The sequence below is a fragment of the Neptunicella sp. genome (assembly GCF_048268085.1).
GTDB lineage: Bacteria > Pseudomonadota > Gammaproteobacteria > Enterobacterales > Alteromonadaceae > Neptunicella.
On sequence record NZ_JBLWWF010000008.1, the window covers coordinates 118139 to 139330 of the forward strand.

Annotated in this window: 16 protein-coding genes and 3 tRNA genes; 5 read left to right on the forward strand and 14 right to left on the reverse strand. The window is 44.5% G+C overall.

Features of this window, described 5'->3' with window-relative positions; all coding sequences use genetic code 11:
- Window positions 1-32: 32 nt before the first annotated feature.
- Both ACTD55_RS08725 and ACTD55_RS08730 read right to left on the reverse strand, forming a co-directional pair.
- A tRNA-Arg gene (locus tag ACTD55_RS08725) sits at window positions 33-109 on the reverse strand.
- Between the two features lie 30 nt (window positions 110-139).
- Window positions 140-216 (reverse strand) — tRNA-Pro (locus ACTD55_RS08730).
- A gap of 247 nt (window positions 217-463) precedes the next feature.
- Between ACTD55_RS08730 and folD the strand changes: the two genes are divergently transcribed.
- Window positions 464-1318 carry a bifunctional methylenetetrahydrofolate dehydrogenase/methenyltetrahydrofolate cyclohydrolase FolD gene (gene folD / locus ACTD55_RS08735; protein ID WP_438863937.1) on the forward strand — a complete coding sequence of 285 codons (855 nt, stop codon included), beginning with the start codon at window positions 464-466 and terminating at the stop codon, window positions 1316-1318.
- A 34-nt stretch (window positions 1319-1352) separates the two neighbouring features.
- On the opposite strand, the gene ACTD55_RS08740 is transcribed toward folD, so the two are convergent.
- The 10 genes from ACTD55_RS08740 to ACTD55_RS08785 form a co-directional block, all read right to left on the reverse strand.
- A complete protein-coding gene (locus ACTD55_RS08740) occupies window positions 1353-2684 on the reverse strand; it encodes a Na+/H+ antiporter NhaC family protein (RefSeq protein WP_438863938.1) in 1332 nt (443 codons plus the stop codon).
- A gap of 156 nt (window positions 2685-2840) precedes the next feature.
- Window positions 2841-3629 carry a DUF2884 family protein gene (locus ACTD55_RS08745; RefSeq protein WP_438863939.1) on the reverse strand — a complete coding sequence of 263 codons (789 nt, stop codon included), beginning with the start codon at window positions 3627-3629 and terminating at the stop codon, window positions 2841-2843.
- A 90-nt stretch (window positions 3630-3719) separates the two neighbouring features.
- Window positions 3720-4229 carry a DUF1566 domain-containing protein gene (locus ACTD55_RS08750; protein WP_438863940.1) on the reverse strand — a complete coding sequence of 170 codons (510 nt, stop codon included), beginning with the start codon at window positions 4227-4229 and terminating at the stop codon, window positions 3720-3722.
- Window position 4230: 1 nt separating this feature from the next.
- On the reverse strand, window positions 4231-5940 hold the full coding sequence (locus tag ACTD55_RS08755) for an Lcl domain-containing protein (protein ID WP_438863941.1): 1710 nt from the start codon (window positions 5938-5940) through the stop codon (window positions 4231-4233).
- A 121-nt stretch (window positions 5941-6061) separates the two neighbouring features.
- Window positions 6062-6553, reverse strand: a complete 492-nt coding sequence (locus ACTD55_RS08760; protein WP_438863942.1) for a PAS domain-containing protein — start codon at window positions 6551-6553, stop codon at window positions 6062-6064.
- Window positions 6554-6557: 4 nt separating this feature from the next.
- Entirely contained in the window at window positions 6558-7553 is a 996-nt protein-coding gene (locus ACTD55_RS08765; RefSeq protein WP_438863943.1) for a response regulator, read from the reverse strand.
- Between the two features lie 169 nt (window positions 7554-7722).
- Window positions 7723-8877 carry a sensor histidine kinase gene (locus ACTD55_RS08770; RefSeq protein WP_438863944.1) on the reverse strand — a complete coding sequence of 385 codons (1155 nt, stop codon included), beginning with the start codon at window positions 8875-8877 and terminating at the stop codon, window positions 7723-7725.
- A 15-nt stretch (window positions 8878-8892) separates the two neighbouring features.
- On the reverse strand, window positions 8893-9606 hold the full coding sequence (locus tag ACTD55_RS08775; RefSeq protein WP_438863945.1) for a LytR/AlgR family response regulator transcription factor: 714 nt from the start codon (window positions 9604-9606) through the stop codon (window positions 8893-8895).
- Window positions 9607-9957: 351 nt separating this feature from the next.
- The gene (locus ACTD55_RS08780; RefSeq protein WP_438863946.1) at window positions 9958-12831 is read right to left on the reverse strand and encodes a TonB-dependent receptor; all 2874 of its coding nucleotides are present in this window, start codon (window positions 12829-12831) and stop codon (window positions 9958-9960) included.
- Window positions 12832-13131: 300 nt separating this feature from the next.
- The gene (locus tag ACTD55_RS08785) at window positions 13132-13461 is read right to left on the reverse strand and encodes a hypothetical protein (protein ID WP_438863947.1); all 330 of its coding nucleotides are present in this window, start codon (window positions 13459-13461) and stop codon (window positions 13132-13134) included.
- Between the two features lie 205 nt (window positions 13462-13666).
- Between ACTD55_RS08785 and ACTD55_RS08790 the strand changes: the two genes are divergently transcribed.
- Together ACTD55_RS08790 and ACTD55_RS08795 are read left to right on the forward strand one after the other, a co-directional pair.
- Entirely contained in the window at window positions 13667-14311 is a 645-nt protein-coding gene (locus ACTD55_RS08790) for an MBL fold metallo-hydrolase (RefSeq protein WP_438863948.1), read from the forward strand.
- A 306-nt stretch (window positions 14312-14617) separates the two neighbouring features.
- On the forward strand, window positions 14618-16048 hold the full coding sequence (locus ACTD55_RS08795) for a YdgA family protein (protein WP_438863949.1): 1431 nt from the start codon (window positions 14618-14620) through the stop codon (window positions 16046-16048).
- Between the two features lie 34 nt (window positions 16049-16082).
- Here the strand turns inward: ACTD55_RS08795 and ACTD55_RS08800 are convergent, their stop codons facing one another.
- Together ACTD55_RS08800 and ACTD55_RS08805 are read right to left on the reverse strand one after the other, a co-directional pair.
- Window positions 16083-17165 carry an MbnH family di-heme enzyme gene (locus ACTD55_RS08800; protein WP_438863950.1) on the reverse strand — a complete coding sequence of 361 codons (1083 nt, stop codon included), beginning with the start codon at window positions 17163-17165 and terminating at the stop codon, window positions 16083-16085.
- The gene (locus ACTD55_RS08805) at window positions 17165-17848 is read right to left on the reverse strand and encodes an MbnP family copper-binding protein (RefSeq protein ID WP_438863951.1); all 684 of its coding nucleotides are present in this window, start codon (window positions 17846-17848) and stop codon (window positions 17165-17167) included. Before ACTD55_RS08805 ends, ACTD55_RS08800 begins: the two co-directional genes overlap by 1 nt.
- Before the next feature lie 109 nt (window positions 17849-17957).
- On the opposite strand from ACTD55_RS08805, the gene ACTD55_RS08810 reads away from it, so the two are divergent.
- Both ACTD55_RS08810 and ACTD55_RS08815 read left to right on the forward strand, forming a co-directional pair.
- Entirely contained in the window at window positions 17958-20696 is a 2739-nt protein-coding gene (locus tag ACTD55_RS08810) for a choice-of-anchor B family protein (RefSeq protein ID WP_438863952.1), read from the forward strand.
- A gap of 149 nt (window positions 20697-20845) precedes the next feature.
- Window positions 20846-20922 (forward strand) — tRNA-Ile (locus ACTD55_RS08815).
- Window positions 20923-21192 lie beyond the last annotated feature (270 nt).

A 21192-nucleotide genomic window follows, 5' to 3' on the forward strand; every position in this document is an offset into this window, starting at 1 on the left:
AGGTGTTTACTTTGAACTGCGGCAACGCACAATGGCGCGCCCGGCAGGATTCGAACCTGCGACCCACGGCTTAGAAGGCCGTTGCTCTATCCAGCTGAGCTACGGGCGCATTTTGAAGCACCTGCACAGTTTAAGCAAGTGGTCGGTGAGACAGGATTTGAACCTGCGACCCCTTGGACCCAAACCAAGTGCGCTACCAAACTGCGCTACTCACCGCCTTTTAAAGCTAGTAACGACGATGTCTCTGCCGTTATGGGAGGCGCATATTACCCACTTGCTTTTAGGCCGTCAAACACTTTTTCGAGGAAAAAGTTTAAATGCTCAGTTTTACAGCAATGTGGACAAATCATCGACTACCTTAGTGACAAAATGAGCCAGATAATGGTGATTGCGTTGCCTGCCTGCGCGAGACTATGTGACAATAGCGCATTGAATTTTAATTGACGAGTAGAAAATACCTATCATGCCAGCACAAATTATTGATGGAAAACTGATTGCCAAACAAGTTCGGATGACGGTTGCTGAACACGTGAAATCCATTGTTTCATCAGGTAAACGGGCTCCTGGGCTAGCTGTAGTGTTAGTGGGTGGCGATCCTGCATCACAAGTTTATGTTGGAAGTAAACGTCGTGCCTGTGATGAAGTCGGCTTCGTTTCAAAATCTTACGATATGCCAGCTAATACCAGCCAACAAGAACTGTTAGAGCTGATTGATACACTTAATCAGGATAGTGAAATCGACGGGATTTTGGTGCAGTTACCCTTACCGGCTGGTCTAGATGCCAGTGAAATTCTAGAGCGTATTCATCCGCAAAAAGATGTAGATGGTTTTCATCCCTATAATATTGGTCGATTGGCAGAACGCATGCCCGCCCTTCGCCCCTGTACCCCAAAGGGAATAATGACCCTGATTGAATCGAGTAAACGCCCGATAAAAGGTTTGGATGCCGTCGTGGTTGGCGCATCAAATATTGTTGGGCGACCAATGAGTCTGGAATTACTGATTGCCGGGTGTACAACCACGGTATGCCATAAATTCACTAAAGATTTACAGGCTCATGTGAGCCGCGCAGACTTATTAGTAGTGGCAGTAGGTAAAGCCGAATTTATCCCCGGTGAGTGGATCAAACCTGGTGCGATAGTCATCGATGTCGGCATTAACCGGATCGATAACGGCAGTTTAGTCGGTGATGTGGAATACGCGGTTGCTAGTGAACGCGCTGGCTGGATCACACCAGTACCGGGCGGTGTCGGCCCGATGACGGTTGCCAGTTTGATTGAAAATACCCTCGAAGCTTACGTTAAATACCACTCTTAAACCGATTGATTAAAGAGCCAGAAAAACTGGCTCTTTAATTCGTTTCTAGTGGTTCGGCTTTTCGCTGCATTAAATATTGCCAAATAAAACTGGCCAAGGTCACCACAGCCAATACATAGCAATAAAAGGCGTAAGGAATCACCTCTACCGGTGAAATGGAAAAACTCGCTCCAAGCAATAATAACTGCGCCCCGTAAGGCAATATCCCCTGTAACACACATGCAAATATATCCAGCAGACTGGCCGCTTGTTTAGCCTCAATTTGACCTTGCTGGGCCAACTCTTTGGCCGTATCACCTGCTACAATGATCGCCACGGTATTATTTGCCACACAAGCATTAACACAGCTAATCAATGTAGCAATGCCTAGTGAATAACCTAGCTTGGGAGGTAACGAAGAGGCCTTAACTAACTGAGCGATTTTGGTCACTAAAAAGGTTAGCCCGCCTTGTCGACGCATTAATTCAGATAAACCGCCTAACAATAACGACAAGATGAACACTTCCTGCATCTGGGTGAACCCGGCATAAATATCTTTACCCAGAGATACGAGTTGGTAGTCCCCAACCCCAACCCCCAGCAAGGCACTACTAATAATTCCCACGGTTAATACCGCAAATACATTTAACCCGGCAATGGCCAGCACTAAAATCAATAGATAAGGTACTACCAACATCAGATTTTCACTTTCCGTTGCCTCCAATATTGCCGGTTTCCCTAACACAAAGAGTAAAATTAAAACCAGTGTGGCTGCGGGTAACGCCAACACCAGATTGGCTTTAAATTTATCTTTCATTTCACAGCCTTGAGTGCGCGTCGCCGCAATCGTGGTATCCGATATAATCGATAAATTGTCACCAAAAATAGCCCCACTGACCAACACGCCAGCCATTAATGGTAAAGCAATACCTGCACTTTCTGCCACACCAACGGCAACCGGTGCCAACGCGGCTAAAGTCCCCATCGAAGTTCCCATGGCAGTGGCAATAAATGCCGCAATTAAGAACAGTCCAGGCAAAATGAATTGCGCGGGAATTAACTGCAATCCAATAGCCACCGTGGCATCCACCCCGCCAGAGGCTTTAGCGACCGCCGAAAATGCCCCTGCCAACAAGTAGATCATGCACATGGTAATGATATTGCTGTGACCGGCTCCTTTAACAAATTGCTCTACCGTATTATTCAGACTCTGTTTGGATAACCAGAACGCCAATAATATAGCCGGTAATAACGCGGCCGGTGCCGGCAATTGATAGAAGGCATACTCCACCCCTTGTGACTGGAAATAAAAACCCGAGCCTAGAAAGAGGCAAAGAAAAGTCAATAAAGGCAGTAAAGCCAGTTTACCGGAAGAGGTTGTTTGCATTTCGCTTACCATGGACGTTTAGACGTCTGGAATTCTATCTTTTATTGGTGCATTAGCCAAGCGAAATACCATTATTGAGAGTATCCAAACACTGGTTTAAACGGTTATCTTTGTGACAGGGCTTGATAATCGGTTTTGTGATCAACTGAACAACTTTCAGTCTGTCTGCTCGGCCAACTCCCCGGTGACAATCATATTGTAAGGTTCTAATTGCGGGATACTGGCGCGAAGTTGATCTTCAACACTATCCAAACGTTTCATTTTTTCACAGAACCATTTGGCTTTTTTACGCAAAGTTTGCGCTTTAGGACCCACTTGACGCTCTATCTCAGCCCCCATGGTTTCCAAGCGAATAGATAAATCTTCCATGCGTTTTTCAATTCTGCTATCACCGTCACTGGTCAACCCGCCAATCGCCGATAAAATTCCTCCCAATGAGGTATTGATAGCATGTTCAATTTCTTCTTCCATCTGCACGTCCACCAATAAATCAACGTCTTCCAGACCTCGTGGACCAATATAATAATAATCTTCGGTATGAATAAACTTTTTACCTACCTTACGTTTAACCCGTTTTAACGCTCCTTTTAAGCGCTGATAACTATTATGATCTTCACCGACCAAGCCTAAATAGACGTTTTCCACGGTACTGATTGCCAAATCTACCCCTTCAGTCGCCAATAAAATCATTTTTGGCATAGAATAGTGAATACCTTCAGACAGCTCTTTGAGTAGGGCTGATTGTTGCTCGGTTAAGGTAATCCATTCTCCTTTTACAATGAGCTGATCATCACCGTTTATTTGATACAGGGTACGATCATCCTGCATTACCCGAATCTGGTTTTGGTTAACCAGAATCCCCTGCTGCAAATCCACCTCGCATTTAAACTCGGCTAAACAGCTGAAACTAATCGTACTCAACAAAAGTAAAACAAATTTGAACATTTAAAGGGTTTCCATCACGACGCTAAGCTAATTGTGACTCGAACCATACAGAAGAGAAAGAATAATAAGACTAGCAGGTTAAAAACTACGCTAGTCTGCGTTTCTGACTAGTCGTACATAGGGAAATAACGTTTTTTGTTTAATCGAATTACTTCCATTAAAAAAAGCCACTACCCAGGCTCGTTGTCCATCCATCATCGACGGTGTTGAGGTCCAGAAATCATCAGAAGGCGTATTCGGGAAAATGCTACTATTAATTGATGGCCGCACACATTGACGTTCTACAATAGTATTGAGTTCCTTCATATTGGGTAGCCGCCAGCCGGTCTGATTTTGATAAACATAACCATAAGCCAGTTGCAGTGCTTGCTGCCATGTAAGTGGCTTAGGATCGCCCAAACAGCTTCCTTGTGCCGCATTCCATTGCTGACCGATAGCACAGCGCATCCACATTAAGCGGGTGGTGGTGTCCGTCACCAGTCCACCTGCCATGATTTCAAAATTATCTTCAGGGGCGGTTTCATCGATGTCATTCTGACAACTGGCCAAAACAGTGTGGGTTAATAATGAGCTGATCATAAATATTGCGATTTTTAACATATTAACGCCCTGCCCTGACTAATCTGACACTTGCCGCGACCGACTTATTTAAAAAGTTATCGTTCCCCGTGGCGAAATCAACCGCCCATGCATTTTGCGCTTCACCATCAACGGCACCATCAGCACTAGGATTACTGCTCCAATACCAAATGGGGGCGGTCAGCCCTGCACTCGTAAAAGGAAAATAAGTGGTATCCACTAACGGTGAGGTGGTTTTGCCTAAATGCAAAATAGACAGCAATTCATCATGATTCGGTAACCGCCAATCATAAAAACCACATAGACCTATTGCATTGATCGCCGCAACATAAGCGCTGGTATTGCATTGAGCAATATTACACGTTGTTCCTGCCCCGTTTAACGTTCCGTCTACGCCACCATTATTGGTTTGCTGGTACCATGAATAACGATAGCTATTATTACTGTAACCAACGCCCTGATGTTTGACCTCCCATACCAGCCCGGTGACATTATCTCTGACACAGCGCCATGGTTGATTGACGTCATCCACTTCATCACCAATGTTATCCAATCGGGTAAAATCAAAGCCTTGTGATCCCCTGCCCGCCTTATCAAGCAAACCATTACTGGCGGCACTATCGCGCCCCGTATCGCCATCCTGGCCGGGATAATCCGCCTGGATCACGGTGGAATTACTACTACCATTACCACGCAATACCACTCCGGTATCATTGCGATGTTCAACCTGACGAGGAATAATCAACACATCCACGCTGTCTTCAACCTGATGTCCAAGCGCGTCAGTAACCTGCAACGTGAATGTCGCCACATTCGATGCAGAGACTTTGGGTGCAATAGCATAGGTCACCGCCTGATTTTGGGCATTAATTAACGGGGCTAAAGAAGAATCATTTAACCAACGGTATTCTAATGGCAAAGCGTTGGAATTGACGCTAGCGGCCGTTCCCGCCAACAAAATTGATTCACCACTGACGACGGTATTATTCACTCCCGCATCCACTTCAGGCAGAGTATCGCTGGCAGCCAATACGTTTAAGGTTATTTGAGTTGTATCGGTGGCACCTTCAACATCGGTGACGGTCAGCGAGAAAACCAGTTCGGTGGCCGGATCTCGCACCGGTGCGGTAAAACTAAGACTATCACCATCCAGACTTAATCCCTGTAACACATCCACACCGCTGATTTGTTGCCATCGCCAATTGGCTATCGGATTGTCATCCAAGGTATTATCAGGATCCTGACTAGCGCTGCCATCCAGCACAATACTTGCTCCGGCTGGAAATTGATGCGAGTCAAAACCATCCATCTGATTAACACCAATAACAGCTTCGGGGGAGCTATTAACTGGCAGAACGTCGACGTCCACTTGATCACTCGCCACATTCCCATTGCCATCGGTTACTGTAACAGTAAAACGATACGTGACGGATTCGGTGGTAGCAGGGGCAATAAAACTGGCATCCGCTGCACTACTATCAGCCTGATTAATATCAAGTTCAGGCGTAACAGTCCAAGCGTAACTTAATTCTGTCGTTTGACCATTAGCCGTTGCAGTCAATGATGCACTGACGCCTTCGCTAATAGAGAAGTCATCCATCGCGACGATGCTGATGAGGGATTGTGGTGGAGGTTCAACCGTATCACTACTGAGTAATTTATCACCTGAACAGGCGGCTAGGACGATACAATTAACCAAAACAATTAGGCCGCGACAAATAAACTTCAACATAACTACTTCAACCTAATCCTTTCCAGAAAATAATCTTAGTTAGTTATCGTATTCAAATTGAAATGCTTAACTGAAACCTTGGTTGGAATGTCACATAAAGTTGCTTCACACAGGGTTCTGGTTATTTTCCGCTGTCACGCTCCTGCATTTCACTTAAGGTGACTTGCGCTACTTCGAGCATTTTTTTACCTGCAGCAATATCGGTTACGTCGTAAACCATCATACACATATTGTCGACCTTGCCCGTGGTGCTGGTCAGTGGTGACAAGGTAATATTCTGGTACATAAAGTCCTCACTACCGGTAATGGGACGATAATTAGGAAATTTAAATAAATAGGGGCGTTGTTCCCAAATCATAAAAGCCCGATTTTTCAGTTCAAAAACCGGCCTGGCTTTTTTGGCGAACCAGATTTGATCGATATCCGGAAACAATTCAAATAATGACTTATCGCGAACATCGCTGGGCAACAGGCCACTGTGGCTTTCCATAAAACCGTTCCATAGTTTGACTGAATAGGATTTATCCAACACCACCAACCCCACATCGACGGTTTGCAGCATATCCATCATCCAATGAAATTCAGTTAATTCATTTAACGCATCAGCACTCATCAACTCATTCCTCTAGCCAATGGGATAACTTGTGATTCATGATCTTCATTGACTCTTCGGTCACCAGTAATACCAAATCACATTGCACATTGTACCCTTCCAAACCGTAACTGAGTTCAATCGCCAAAGTCTTGCGCCAACGCGCTTTATTGGTAGAAATTAAATCTGAGATATTACAATGCTGCCCCAGTACCACCGGATGTCCTTGGCTGAAATGCATATCTAACTGGGTAGCAAATCCATTTAGGAACGAACCAATTAAAATATTGGCGGCATCCATCAGCATCTCCAGTTGTACCTGATCGTCCACTTCTTCCTTAATATCCAGTATTTTAGCCACATCACCAAAGCTGGAATCACTCAGAATAAATAATGCTTCACCACAGACTCCCGGGCCGACAAACCCCTGGCAAATACCCGAGACTGAATCTTCGTCTTCGATATCCTGTAACAGCATCAATAACTCGGATACTTCAATAAGGTTTACATTAGGAATAGGCAACTTAACGAACACATTAAGCAAGCGTGCCAGATTGTCTCCCGCCTGCCCCATGGCAATATTGGCAATTTCTTGATAACAGTCACGGATTTTTGGATCGAGGCGCTGAATTTCTTGTCGTGCTGGCAGCTCAACCTCGGTATGAATTTGATACTTTGCCAACACCTTTTCCAGCATGTCGGCTTTGACCGGCTTTTCAATAAAATCAAGTGCACCGAGCTTTTTGACCCGTTGATGGGCTTCCGGTTGAATATCACCGGAAATAACGATAGTTCGGGTATCCAACCCCAAGGTCTGGATCTGCTCTAATACCTGATAACCATCCATTACCGGCATATTTAAATCCAGTAATAAAAGCTGCCCTTTGCCTTCTTGCAAGGCGGTAATACCTTCCTGACCATTTTTGGCAAAATGTACTGCAACATCCCAGTCTTCGGGTAAGCTTTTCGCTACCTGCTTACGCGCCACCAGTGAATCATCACAAATTAATACCGAAAACATACAGGAACAGTCCTTAGAATCAGGGTATGGTTTCCCTATAAATAGCAGTAAATTTGATACTTTCCCAATAGAATTAACTTATTGAGAATAAACGTCTTATCTACGTATCGGCAAAGAATGTGATCAGTGAAGAAAATAATAGAATAGAAGATGATATTAACGAACGGGTTTATACCGGAATGGATACTCCAATCTCAATGGGCAATTGCATTGTCACCACAAACCCCTGCGGTTGCGCTACGCTCAATTCAAATTGATGATGCTGTGGATAGATCACCTTAAGTCGCTCTTCAATATTGCGCAAACCGATTCCCTGACTTTTCTCAGCCAGCTGACTAAAACAGCGAAAAGGTCCGTTGTCGGCGACCTGAATAGTTAAATGGCCGTCCTCACAACCTGCCGTAATACGGATTTCTCCGCCGCTTTTCATTTTGGTAATCGCGTATTTTATCGAGTTTTCCACTAATGGCTGAATAATAAGACTGGGAACTAACAGTTTTTCTGCATCAGATTGAACATCAAAATACACCGTTAAACGATCTTCAAAACGGGTCTTTTCAATATCCAGATACAAACGTAATGCTTCGAGCTCCTCACGCAAGGTAATTTTCTTTTCCGGATCATTGTCCAATGAATAACGAAAGAAAGTCGCAAGGCGAATAAGCATATCATTGGCTTTTTCTTTACTTCCTTGTATTACCAACGTCGATATCGCATTAAGTGTATTAAACAAAAAATGAGGGTTAATCTGGTAACGCAACATTTTAATTTGCGCGTTGTGTGACAACATCACCGCCCGAAAATGCTGCTCCTTTTCACTCACCAGACGGAAATGATAATTAATGCCAAAATACAAACTACTCCATACCATCACCATAAAAAATGCATAGCTAATGGTCATAAATAATCGAGCAGGCTCATGTTCAGCGTCAAATTGGCCTTGCAGTACCAGTAATATCGAGTAGTGATCTTCCCAACTCCAGATCACCATGTTTTTCAATGGTGTCCAGATGGCCGCCACCAACAAGCTGGTTAGTGCCACCGTAAAAAACAGACTAAAGGGTTTTAGGCTCCATAAACGGCAATAAATATAACGCAGTGGCAAGGTTAACCAGAAGGCCAATATTCCGCTGATCAGTAAGGGGAAAATCACCAGATCATTGTCCAACTTGTCACTGCCAATAAAGGCAACATTGTCGAGGGTTAAAATCAATACGTAAAACAGCCAGCCTAAGCCATGTAACACCCAGAAAGAGGGCTTCTGCTGGGTGTTGTCAGGCAATGGCAACTGAGTCTGCTGATTATGTATTGGATTAACTTTCATCGACGGACATTTTCCCTAATTCAAATCCAAACCTAAACGGCCAAATAAATTATTTTTATACGCAGAGCTGATTTTGACTTCATCGCCATTACTTAAATGCAACAAGGAATAACGGCCCAATTCGCTACTAAGGCTTTTCACCCGCTGCAAATTGACCATCGAAGAACGATGCACCCGAACAAACTTTTTCGGATTAAGCTGTAATTCTAGTTTGGACAACGTTTCACGATGCAACAACACTTTGTCCTGACAATGCAACTCAACATAATTGGATGAACCTTTTACCCAAAATATCTCTTCAACGTTAACAAACTCAACTGAGCCAATCGACTTAATCGCCAAAACATCGGGGCGATTCATGGCTCGATTGTGCAATTTTTTCTCTACTTTACTTAAGGCACTGGTGACGCGATGACTTTCAAAAGGTTTTAACAAATAATCAACCGCTTCCATTTCGAAAGCCTTGATGGCGAAATCGCTATAGGCGGTGCTAAAGATCCATTGACAGCTGAGTTTATCAGCTAGTTCATGAGCCAGTTCCAAGCCACTGCCACCGATAATATCAATATCCATAAAACAAGCGTGTGGCTGGTGCTTAATTAACAATTCCTTTGCTTCGTTATACTCTGATGCTTGTGCAACGACTTGCCATCCTGGATGCTGCTCGATAAAGCCGACGACCCGTTGGCGGGCCAGAGGTTCATCATCAACGACAATACACTGATACATGTAGACTCCGATGCAAATTGTGAGGGGGAGAATATAAGGCAGCGAAAACAGGATGTCAGCTCGAAAGAGACTAAAAAGCAGTTTAACAAGACCAATCACCAATCCTGTTTAAGGCAAGTAAACAGTTTGTGATTTTGAGGTAAAAAAAAGCTGCGTCAATTGACGCAGCTATAAATTCCAGGGTTCAATACATATATAAATAAATTTGTATTGGTCGGGTTATCAAGCCGACAACCTAATGGTAACCGCTAATTCCTTCCTCGTAAGCGTGTTGTGACGAAACGCTTATTTGGAGGGATAAAACCAACAAAATCAGAGTTGCCGGTTTTATCCTGATAACAAACCGCTGGTTTAGAAGCGGATGCTAGCACTCAAACGGATGCTACGTGGTGTCTGATAAGCAGTCGGTAACAAGAACTTGCGATCTTCCACACCAACACTTTGCTCAGCCACTTCATAAACCTGCGTTACACTAGCCTGATTGAACAGGTTGAATACGTCCGCGCGGAAAGAAATGTCTGCCACATCCCATTCAGGCGTGTATTGCAAAGACATATCAACTTTGCTTATCCAGTCAGTGCGTCCAAAAGTACCACGAGGCACAAAGTTTTCACCATCCAAATAGAAGGTGTCACCGTAATCAGGCGTGCCGTTTGGATGGCCTACACCATAACCATTAACCGGACGGCCAGATTGCAGCATAAAGTTCACACCCAACAACCACTGATCGTTAATGGCATAAGAACCAAAGATTTTAACCGTATGACGACGATCGTTTGGAAGGTTACCGTAAGCACCGTCCATCAATTCAGGTAAGTCAAAGTCCTGAGTCAAACCAGCGTCGTCTTGTCCGTTATCTGACTTAACGTAACCTTCAGCGTTACCCCAAGAGTGAGACCATACATAAGAACCTTGTAATGACCATACACCATCCCAGTTTTTGGCAAAGTTATATTCGAATGCCATGTACTGACGATTCGCTTCTTCAAAGCCCAGCTCATCCGCAGCAATACTAACAGGAACCAGATTACCGTCAGCATCAGTATATGACACTTCCATATCGGTACCCGGGTTAGTCAACACACAACCAGTGTTGTTATTCGGATAGCCTTTAGCGACCATAACATCATCAATATTACAGATGTCATCCATTGCAACTTTAAGGTCACGATAAATAGCACGCACACCCATTGACCAGTCATCAGCCACAACAGTTTCATAACCCAGGATATATTCATCCTGGTACATTGGCTTAATTGTTTGGTCAACGATTTGTAACGGATCTTTCACTTCACCGTTGGAGTTGATCAGCTCATCACCAATTTCATTGGCAGGATTATATACTGGCAAACCATCGGCATCGACGTCATCAAGAACGTAGAAACGAGAACGATCGTCTTCAGCACCCGCCAAACGTACGTTAGTGTTGTTCGCTACTGGTAAATAGTAACGACCAAAGTTTCCGTATAAACGTGAATTACCGTCACCGTTTACGTCCCAGATAATACCTAAACGTGGTGCCCATTGATTTTGGACTTTGATGAATGATTCACCGTATACGTTTTTATTATCGAAGGTTTCATTACGAATACCCGCGCTCACTGTTAACTCATCAGTGGCATTCCAGGTATCTTCCAGATAGTAAGCACTTGATAGTGTTTCGAAGTTACCGATGTTGTCCAGCTTACGGATACGAAGAACCTGATCAACGCCATTTGGCACAATACCGCCGTTATTCAACTCAGAACCGGCTTCAACGTCCATATAGCGGTAATAAGCTCCGCCAGAGTAGTGTTGTTCAGTGAATGAGGTATTCTCTTCACGGTCATAACCGAAGCGAATCAAGTGATCGTCAAGTTGCCATTCAAAGTCAACCCGCATCGCTTTACGCTCATCATCACCTTTTTCGGCAATCTGGTTGACCCAGCAACCCGGATAAACAGTAGACGCTTCTTCACGTGCATCAACCGTTAGTGGGCAGTTTGCATCGGCATCAGACTCAGTGGTCAGTGAGTATTTGTTCACACCGTACAAAGCTGACATAGAGAAGGTGTCAGTCAGATAACCTTTATAGTTAACGATGTAGTTTTTACCACCGCGAGACTCTTCTGTTACCCCTTTCAAGTTACCATCCAAATCATAACTATGAGTCGGGTTGGTCGTTTCATCAGAGAAAGCAGTTAATGCTAAAGAGTGGTTTTCATTGATTTGCCAATCAACTTTAGCACCCCAGAAAGGGTCATCTGATTGATATTGATCAATCTGGTTAGAACCGGCCAGTTGACCTTCTTGCTTGATATTACGTGCAGTATATAAACCGTAGAAAAAGACTTTATCTTCAATAATGGCGCCACTGGCATAGATGTTGGCTTCCATATTTTGTCTGTAATCATTTTCATTATTAATGTACACAGTACCATCACGATACTGAACATTAGGAGCATGATCACTAAGGCTGTTAGGCTCAAAATAAGCTGATGCACCAGCATGGAAATCATTGGTACCACGTTTAGTTACGGCGTTAACCACACCACCGGTAGAACGACCAAACTCAGCTGAGTAACCACCGGTTTTGACTTCAAAGCTGTCATAAAATTCAAACGGAATACCGCTTCCACCCAGACCATTACGGAAGTTAGTTACGTTCAAACCATTAATATAAAAAGCATTTTCAGCAACAGAAGCGCCACCGAAAGAAGCAAATGTTTGACCGGTATCACCAAAAGAGGTGTCACCCAAGGTCACGCCTGGTGCCAACATAGCAACACTGGTCACGTCACGAGGAACAGGGATTTTAGCCAGACTTTCAGCTGAAATATTCAGACCGGCTTCGGCAGAACTCGTATCCAGATAAATACTGCGGCCAGTTACCGCGATACGTTCAACATCATTTTTTAAATTAACTACAGTGTCGCGGCTGATTTCAACGTTAACGTTACGTTCCAGCTTAACCGCATCACCTTCAAAAATTCTTACTGTGTAGGTACCGGCACTTAATTTAGGTAGGCGATAATCACCATTTGCACTGATGCTAATGGATTTTTTAAAACCGGTCGTTGGGTTAGCAATCTCTACATGATATTTCTGATAAGTATTGGCAGTTGCGGTTGCAACCGTACCCTGAATAGTACCTGAAGTATTGTCTGCTGCGAATGCAGCACCGGAACTCAATACTCCCGCCACAGCCATTGCGCATAGGCTGGTCTTGAATGTGTTATTTTTCATGGAATTTCCCGAATCTAGTTTTAGGTATTGGTTATCGCCCACTGCTCAAGCAGATGGGTGATTAGGCAACCTAACAAGAAGTTCAATAAAACTGGGGAATGAGGGATGAAACTGACAGTTGGTGTGCTGAAATCAACGAAACAGTCGATTTGCATATTTTATCATTATGTAAACAGGGTAAGGCACGCACAGTCTAGCGTCAGACTAGTCGCGTTATCAGCTAATGGGATAAAAATGACGAATGAGGGGATAAAAATTCAGGTCAAAAAAATAAAGCCCCTGACGGGGCTTAACGGGAAACTAAAATAAACTATCTTGATGTACGGTAATAAATTGTGGTGTTCCGATTTTACTGTAATCCACTTTATATTCTTTGCCGTTAATGGTCTGCACAAAGATTAGTACTTTTTCATCACTGAAGATTTCACCTAATGTGACATCAATCAGTTCCATATCCAGCATTTTGGCATCGCGTTTGTTATCTGGTATTTGCCCTGTGTATTCTTTCAAACCTTTATGGGTGACTAATACGGGTGGGTAATCATCACCATTTAAAATTAACAGGTCGAATTTCCTTACTTTGTGGATTATTGTATTTCTGCCACTTAATAGAAAGGGTTTGTCTTGCATCTTTAGCTCCGTTGATGGACACACAGCCCAAAGGAAATTGTGTATTGTCTAAACGATAACAAAGTTTTTTTTAACGCGCACCAGTTAATTAGCCAAAAATAGCCCTTGTAGCAACGTCTGTAGCGATTTTTTTGATAAAAAAGCTAAAACAATGTTCAGGCTTAATCTTATAATGGTGAAAATCCCCTAAAATGAGCCTAACAGATTGAAAGTTATTGTTATTCCTGTCACCCCCTTCCAACAAAATTGTTCCCTGATCTGGGATCCCGATAATCAGCAAGGTGCAGTGGTCGATCCCGGGGGCGATATTGAAAAAATCATCCAGCAAATTGAACAACATAACATTGTGGTCAGCCAAATTTTATTAACCCATGGCCACCTTGATCATGTGGGCGGCACCACAGCATTAGCCCGCCAACTTGATGTACCGGTTATCGGCCCTCATCAAGCCGACGATTTTTGGTTACAGGGGTTAGATAAACAAAGCAAAATGTTTGGTTTTGGTGATATTCGCCCTTTTCGCCCCAATCAATGGCTGAATGATGGTGACAACGTTAAAGTGGGAACACTCGAACTGAACGTACTTCATTGTCCCGGTCACACACCCGGCCATGTGGTGTTTTTCGAGCCAGTCAGCCAACAGGCCATTGTCGGAGATGTGTTATTTAACGGTTCCATCGGGCGCAGTGATTTCCCACAGGGAAATCATCAGCAGTTAGTTAACTCGATTCGCGAAAAATTGTTTCCATTAGGGGATGACGTCACTTTCTATCCCGGTCATGGGCCAACATCCACTTTTGGTCAAGAACGCCGTACCAACCCTTTTGTGGCCGATGACAAATACGGTTAGGTTTGACCAAAGGTTATATGTCACAATAACTCACTTAACCTGAACTCTGGATAAGAAGTGTCGTTTGAATTTAAATTATGTTTATAATTCAAATATTTACAAATATGCATAGAACCGTATTTAAACTAATCCTGACTCGGTGACGAAATTTTTGTGCATAGCAAGGCGGGATTTCGTGCGTAATAGCTGGCTATTACTAGAAAGCTCAACGCAGCTAGCTGCAAAAAGAGCGTTATCGAGAGGCGCGGCTTATCCAGAGTTCAGGTTACTTACACTTTTAACTTCTCTTAATCACAAGGAACGTCAATGAAAAAAATCATTTTAGCCGTTGTTATTCTATTAGCGGCCGCTGTCGGTATCGGCCCTAAAATTGTCGCCAACAGTATTGATACACAATTAAATCATGTGGTGACCACGCTCAACGCCAATCCCAACTACCAAGCGGAACTTATCGAAATAAAACAAAGCTGGTTTTCGACTCAGGCCAAAATCAGCGTCAAATTGGATATGGCGGCGCTACCCAACGGCCAAGACAATCCCATATTACAACAATGGGGTGAGCTTGCGCTGGTACTGAATTTTAATGCCGAGCACGGCCCGGTATTGACCGGTGAACATTCCGGTCTGGCATGGTCAAATTGGTCGCTAAGTTATGCTGGGGATAGTATCCGCGACACGCTTGAGTGGCCTAAAGATATTCCTTTTTATCATGTACAAGCGACCACCCATCTATTGGGTTCTACCTCTTATCAGGATAATTTCCCAGCCTTTACGATAAACAATGATGAAGCAGCTACCCATATTAGTTTTAGCGGCTATCAGGGACAGGGTGTTTATTCAGGCGACGAGTTAACCTATCAGGCCACAGCCGACAGCGCCGATTTTCAGTTAGATAAAGTACAGGCTAAAGTACAACAACTATCGGTCAACATGAGCATGCAGGCCGATCTTATCAAGGCTTTGGAAGGTGCCCTGTATGATTCCACGGCTCAAATCACATTGGAACATATTGAAGTTCAAGACAGTCACTTCGAACCAAAAACCTTTACTCTTGACGGGTTTGACTTAACCACACTGTCTAAAATAGATAAGCAACAACAACTGGCCAACATCGAGTTTAGCTATGCGTTACGCGCGTTCGATGCCGATGGATATCAAGGCAAAGATTTATTGTTGGCCTTGCAAGTCAACAATATTAGTAATCAGTTTGTGCAGCAGTATCAGCAACAAATGCAGGGCATAAACGCACAGGATCCGGATCAGGTACTACAACATATCCAGCAATTTATGCAGAAAAATCTGTTAGCCCAATTAAAACTTGAGCCGCAAATGAAAATAACCCAGTTAAGCGGCACATTGCCAGAAGGTCAGTTTAACGGTAATTCATCGGTTAGTTTTAAAGGAATAGAAGCACTACCAGCAGATTTATCTGATAGCCTGTTTTGGTTACAGCATTTACATTTCACATCAAATCTTTCGGTAGATAAAGGGATTGCTGAAATGGTTGCAACCCAAACCCTGAAGACTCAATTAGCCAATAATCCACAAATGGCTGAACTCGACGAACAACAAAAACAGCAAATTATTCAACAACAAATCCCGGTGATGCTGACCAATCTGGTTCAACAAGGCATGTTGAAGGAAACTGAGCAAGGCTATACCGCGGATATCACCATTAATAATGGTACTGCCAAGATCAACAGTGTTGAAATACCGTTGGCACCTCCAGCCCAATAAAAAAACTACTGGCGCAATTTTATTGCGCCAGTAGCTATGGTGCCGGAGCTGCAAACTGCGGATTGGTGACAAAATCCTGATCCGTTAAACTACGCAAAAAAGCCTCCAGATCGATTTTTTCTTGTTCTGTTAAGTTTAATACGTGAATAAACGGATTTTTTAGCGGGCTATTGATCCCCGCTCCCCGTCCCCCGGCATTATAAAACTCAATCACATCGCGCAAGGTAGCCAAACTGCCATCATGCATATAAGGTGCACTTAACTCCACATTACGCAGCGTTGGAGCGCGAAATTTGCCCATATCCCGTGGTGCTGAAGTCACCTCAATTAAGCCAGGATCAGAAGCGGGATAAGCCCCTTTACCATCCACATTATATAAACCAGTATTGTGAAATGGGCGCAGATCCAGTTGCTGAAACTGGTGTTGACTGGACTGGGTAAAATTGAAACCACCATGACAATGGTGGCACTCCAACCGCTCAGAGAAAAATAGATTTAAACCGCGCTTGGCCGACTCTGACAACGCATTGTCATCTTGTTGATAGGCATAACGATCAAAATCGCTGCTTAATGAAATAAGACTGCGCACAAAGCTGGCCAAGGCTTTTACCATCATGTCGAAATTTAACGGTGAATCACCGAAGGCTGCCTCGGTCATGCGGTTATAGTCGAGGCTATCAAAGCGCTTTAAAATCGCTTTTTCATGGCCTGTTATCCCCAACTCTATGGGTTGTTCAGAAAACATCGGCATGACGATTTGCTGTTCAATGCGGGTTAATCCCGAATGCGCCCAGGTCAAATTACTGTTGTAGGCCACATTCACCAGTGACGATGCATTACGTCGGTGCACCTCTCCGGTACTGCCAATCGCCTGCTTAATGGGCTCAGCGAAGGCATATTGCTGTTGATGGCAACTGGCGCAGGATTGAGTTTGGTTAAATGACAGATTCGTGTCGTAAAATAATGCCCGGCCCAGTGCCACTTTAGCGTCTGACATGGGGTTATCTTTCGGCACTACCGGGGCAGGAAAACCTTTGGGTAAATGCCAGTCGTAAGGCTTGGGAGCTGGCTGACAGCCCACCAACAACGTGGCAAGCATAAAGATCACAGTACGCATTAGTCGGCAAACAATGTGGGTAAATTATCCAGCAATAACTGGCACGCTGCCTGTTCGGCATAATGAAAGGTACAACTAGTTTGATTAGTTAATTCCACTCCGGCTAATAATCTATCCAGTTGCATCACAATATGTCCATCATTGGTAAGCGGTACTACAAACTGAAACAGATTCGGCTTATCGCATGCCGTTGCGGGACTACGCACCGCACTGTCGGCCATACACCCGGTACTGCCCAGATGAAACGCCCAACTGCCCTGCTCCGATTGCAGATCCAGCCGCAAAAACTTGTGGCCACCTTGCCACGACCAAAACATACTGGACAGATTTAACGGCGAAGGCTGGGTTAGTGGATTGGCATGATTAAGGGCGAAAGGCACGCCAAGATTAAAACGGATTTTGTCTGCTTGTTGCCAGTCCTGTGGCTCCGCTAATTGTAATTGTTGAGCAGGAGTGGCGTCTGTTGCGCAATCGTCTAGCCTCAATAATGCCACCGATTCCGTCTGGCGATCATTAAGCTGTAACGGCACCGACTGCCAGCGGCCTTGCCGATGGACTTCTATATCACTGACAAAAAAATTGAATTGGTTTAGTTGCCATTGCCGGTCTTGGTGTGTAAACCGAGTCAAACAATTTATTGGCTGTTGTTGATATTGTAAATCAAACTGCACAATATCCGTCATTGTTGATGGCTGACATCCCAGCAATGCAATACCTATCAACAGAACAAAATATGTTACTTTTTGGTTTAACAAGCCTAGATTAAGCATAGTGATACAGGGCAATTAGCGTATGCGACAATTAATATCCACCATCATCATGGTTTTAACCTTGTGCAGTCAAGTTGCACAGGCACATTCAGAACATGATAAAGCCCGGTTTGTCGCTACAGACGGGATAGATCAAAACCGCTGTGCCAACCGTTTTCGTCCGTGTAAAACCATCGAATATGCCGCCCAGCACGCCAATAAAGGCGATAAAATATTGCTCGCTGCTGGCCTATACCCAGTTAGCGGTGAAACCGAATTGTTTTATCTGGTGAGTCAAATTGTGCCGGTCATGGGGGGGTACAGCCAGATTGATAATTACAATATTCAAAACCCCGATCTTTACCAAACCACCGTCAGCGGTGTGCCTTTTGAATTTGCCGACCAACTGGGAAAACAGGGTTTTGTGGTCATTCGGGATAGCAAAACAGCCAGTTCAACCCACAAACTTGCCGCCAAAATGTCTGGTTACGATGCATTAAAACAACAGCAAAACGAATTGGATTGTATAAATAATCAAGCCGGGAATTATGCATGCGATAACATCTCGCTGGTGGCTCATGTGCCTTTATCCAATCTGCCCGGCTCACCTAACGCCGCCAATGATATTTGGGGGCATACCGATTTAAACACAGGATCAGAATACGCACTGATAGGACTCAATAATGGCACTGCGGTAGTGGATTTAGCCGACCCGGCAAACCCTCAAATGGTGGGTAGTGTGAGCGGTTCAGAGTCCATCTGGCGGGATATAAAAGTCTATCAATTTTACGATCAGGCTAATGCCCGCTGGCAAGCCTATGCTTATGTCACTACCGAAAATCCCAATGATGGATTAACCATTATCGATCTGAACGACTTGCCCAACTCGGTCAGTTTGGTCAAGCACCAGTTTGATTTTCGCTCAGCGCACAATATTTATATTAGCGATGTGGATTACAGCCTGAACATTGCCAATAGCGATCGCCTACCGCAAATACATATTCTGGGCGCCAACACCTATTTTGGTTCCCAGCAAAGTTTTTCGTTGGCGAATCCGCTTAATCCTTCTCTGAATATGAATCCCGGTAATGTCAGCGCCAACGACTACACTCACGACGCCAGTTCGGTGTTAATTACCGACACGCGCAAAGATAGCCAATGCCAGAACGCCACTGACAGTTGCCTGGTAATGCTGGATTTTAATGAAGACAGCATGCGCTTATGGGATCAAACCAATCCGCAACAACGGGTTAATTTAAGTAATACCGGTTATAGCCAGTCGGCCTATGTGCACTCGGGCTGGTGGAGTGAAGATAAAAATTACGTGTTTGTACATGACGAACTGGACGAACAACGTTACGGCTTAAATAGCACGTTGAGGATTTTTGATATTACCGATTTAACCGCTCCGCAACTGGCCGGGATCTGGACCGGCCCCACCGCCGCCATCGACCACAATGGTTTTGTGCGCGGTAACCGCTATTTTATGTCCAATTACGAACGGGGATTAACCATTCTGGATATTAGTGAGCCAGCCAATCCACAACAAGTGGGCTTTTTCGATACCTTTCCCTCCTCCAATAACGCCAGTTTTAATGGTGCGTGGGGCGTCTATCCATTTTTGCCCAGCGGCCTGATTATTGTGAGTGATATTAATAGCGGTCTGTATATCTTACGGGATCACACCAGTGATAATAATCAGAATGCGGTTGCGTTTGCCCACCCTAACTATGCTGGACAAGAAAACACCAGCGTCCCCATCCGTGTGCAACGCAGCGGCAATACCTCCCAACCTTTACAAGTTAACTACGAAACCTTGCCTGGTTCGGCTAACAGCACCGATTTCGACGCCCAACAAGGGGTACTCAACTGGTCAGCCGATGATAACAGCCCCAAAACCATCAACATTATGCTGTTACCTGATCAGGATGATGAAGAGTTTGATGAACAGTTATTTGTTCGCCTGGTTAATCCCACCAGTGGCAGCACCTTAACCACCCCCAATCTGGCCAGTATTGTCATTCAGGGTAAAGCCGCCATTGGTGCCGCCGCGTTTAGCCAATCTGAATTGGTACTGTATGAAAACCAGTCCACTACCAGCGTTGCGGTTAAACGATTGCGTGCTACCACTGAGCCGTTACAGGTTAACTACCAGCTGGCTAATCAATCTGCCATCAGCGGCGAAGATATAATTGAGACCTCCGGCACATTAAGCTGGGAGGCTAATCAAACCGAAAGTCAAAGCATCGACCTGACAGTAATCGACGATAATATTACCGAAAGTGAAGAAACACTGTTGCTGGTATTAGAAGCCGCCCAGGATGAAATGTTAGGTAGCCCCAATGAATTGACGATCCACATCCGTGACGATGAATCCAACCTGCCACCGACCGCTGATGCGGGAACCGACAGCCAAGTCAATGCTCGCCAGAATGTCACACTCAATGGAACCGCGTCTGATCCGGAAAACGACGCCATAACGGTTCAATGGCAACAAACCGCCGGAACAACCGTAGCCTTAAGTACCCCAGATAGTTTAACCCCCAGCTTTAGTGCGCCGGATAGTGATAGCAGCCTGACTTTCGAATTAACCGTTACCGATCCATTTGGCACCAGCACCCGTGATTCGGTTACGATAACAGTGATCAAACCCACTGCCCCACCTAGCAGCAATAGTGGCTCTTCCGGTGGCGGCGGCATAAGCGGGTTAATCTGGGTGTTGCTGATGATAACCGCTTGGCGATATCAAGCGGTTTTAGATAAATTCAGGGGGATAAAATAGTTCTTCCGCCAGCAATCAGGTTAAAATTTCATCATTCAAATCATTAGAATGAGCCAAACAGATGACAATAAATTAAAAACTACTTATACTGCGCGTCGCTTTGGTCTTGGCGGATGTTCATCCTCTAACCAAAACGATAAAAATAATGTGCCCCCTTAGCTCAGTTGGTTAGAGCGCACGACTCATAATCGTTAGGTCCCCTGTTCAAGTCAGGGAGGGGGCACCATTTTTACTGCTTTTACGTGTTAGTTACTACCAACCTTGCTTTGACTGTGCTACCTCTGTGCTACTTTTTAATTTATCACATTTTCCATTAATTTCATCTATTCAGTCACTTTCACGCCGTGTGGCTGGTAAGTTTTAGCGCTTGCAGCCTAAAGGGGTGCCATACCACATGACAAACACCGACTACCTAAAGAGAAACCAGTTAAGCTATAAATTGCCTGCAGGGTTGCGTAGCGAGGAGGCTCCACTTGTGGGGGGCCTATTTATGGCT

What these genes read in the sequence shown, in the direction of transcription:
- folD (WP_438863937.1), top strand. Translation starts at nt 464, where the DNA reads ATGCCAGCACAAATTATTGATGGAAAACTGATTGCCAAACAAGTTCGG.
- ACTD55_RS08740 (WP_438863938.1), bottom strand. Translation starts at nt 2,684, where the DNA reads ATGCAAACAACCTCTTCCGGTAAACTGGCTTTACTGCCTTTATTGACT.
- ACTD55_RS08745 (WP_438863939.1), bottom strand. Translation starts at nt 3,629, where the DNA reads ATGTTCAAATTTGTTTTACTTTTGTTGAGTACGATTAGTTTCAGCTGT.
- ACTD55_RS08750 (WP_438863940.1), bottom strand. Translation starts at nt 4,229, where the DNA reads ATGTTAAAAATCGCAATATTTATGATCAGCTCATTATTAACCCACACT.
- ACTD55_RS08755 (WP_438863941.1), bottom strand. Translation starts at nt 5,940, where the DNA reads ATGTTGAAGTTTATTTGTCGCGGCCTAATTGTTTTGGTTAATTGTATC.
- ACTD55_RS08760 (WP_438863942.1), bottom strand. Translation starts at nt 6,553, where the DNA reads ATGAGTGCTGATGCGTTAAATGAATTAACTGAATTTCATTGGATGATG.
- ACTD55_RS08765 (WP_438863943.1), bottom strand. Translation starts at nt 7,553, where the DNA reads ATGTTTTCGGTATTAATTTGTGATGATTCACTGGTGGCGCGTAAGCAG.
- ACTD55_RS08770 (WP_438863944.1), bottom strand. Translation starts at nt 8,877, where the DNA reads ATGAAAGTTAATCCAATACATAATCAGCAGACTCAGTTGCCATTGCCT.
- ACTD55_RS08775 (WP_438863945.1), bottom strand. Translation starts at nt 9,606, where the DNA reads ATGTATCAGTGTATTGTCGTTGATGATGAACCTCTGGCCCGCCAACGG.
- ACTD55_RS08780 (WP_438863946.1), bottom strand. Translation starts at nt 12,831, where the DNA reads ATGAAAAATAACACATTCAAGACCAGCCTATGCGCAATGGCTGTGGCG.
- ACTD55_RS08785 (WP_438863947.1), bottom strand. Translation starts at nt 13,461, where the DNA reads ATGCAAGACAAACCCTTTCTATTAAGTGGCAGAAATACAATAATCCAC.
- ACTD55_RS08795 (WP_438863949.1), top strand. Translation starts at nt 14,618, where the DNA reads ATGAAAAAAATCATTTTAGCCGTTGTTATTCTATTAGCGGCCGCTGTC.
- ACTD55_RS08800 (WP_438863950.1), bottom strand. Translation starts at nt 17,165, where the DNA reads ATGCGTACTGTGATCTTTATGCTTGCCACGTTGTTGGTGGGCTGTCAG.
- ACTD55_RS08805 (WP_438863951.1), bottom strand. Translation starts at nt 17,848, where the DNA reads ATGACGGATATTGTGCAGTTTGATTTACAATATCAACAACAGCCAATA.
- ACTD55_RS08810 (WP_438863952.1), top strand. Translation starts at nt 17,958, where the DNA reads ATGCGACAATTAATATCCACCATCATCATGGTTTTAACCTTGTGCAGT.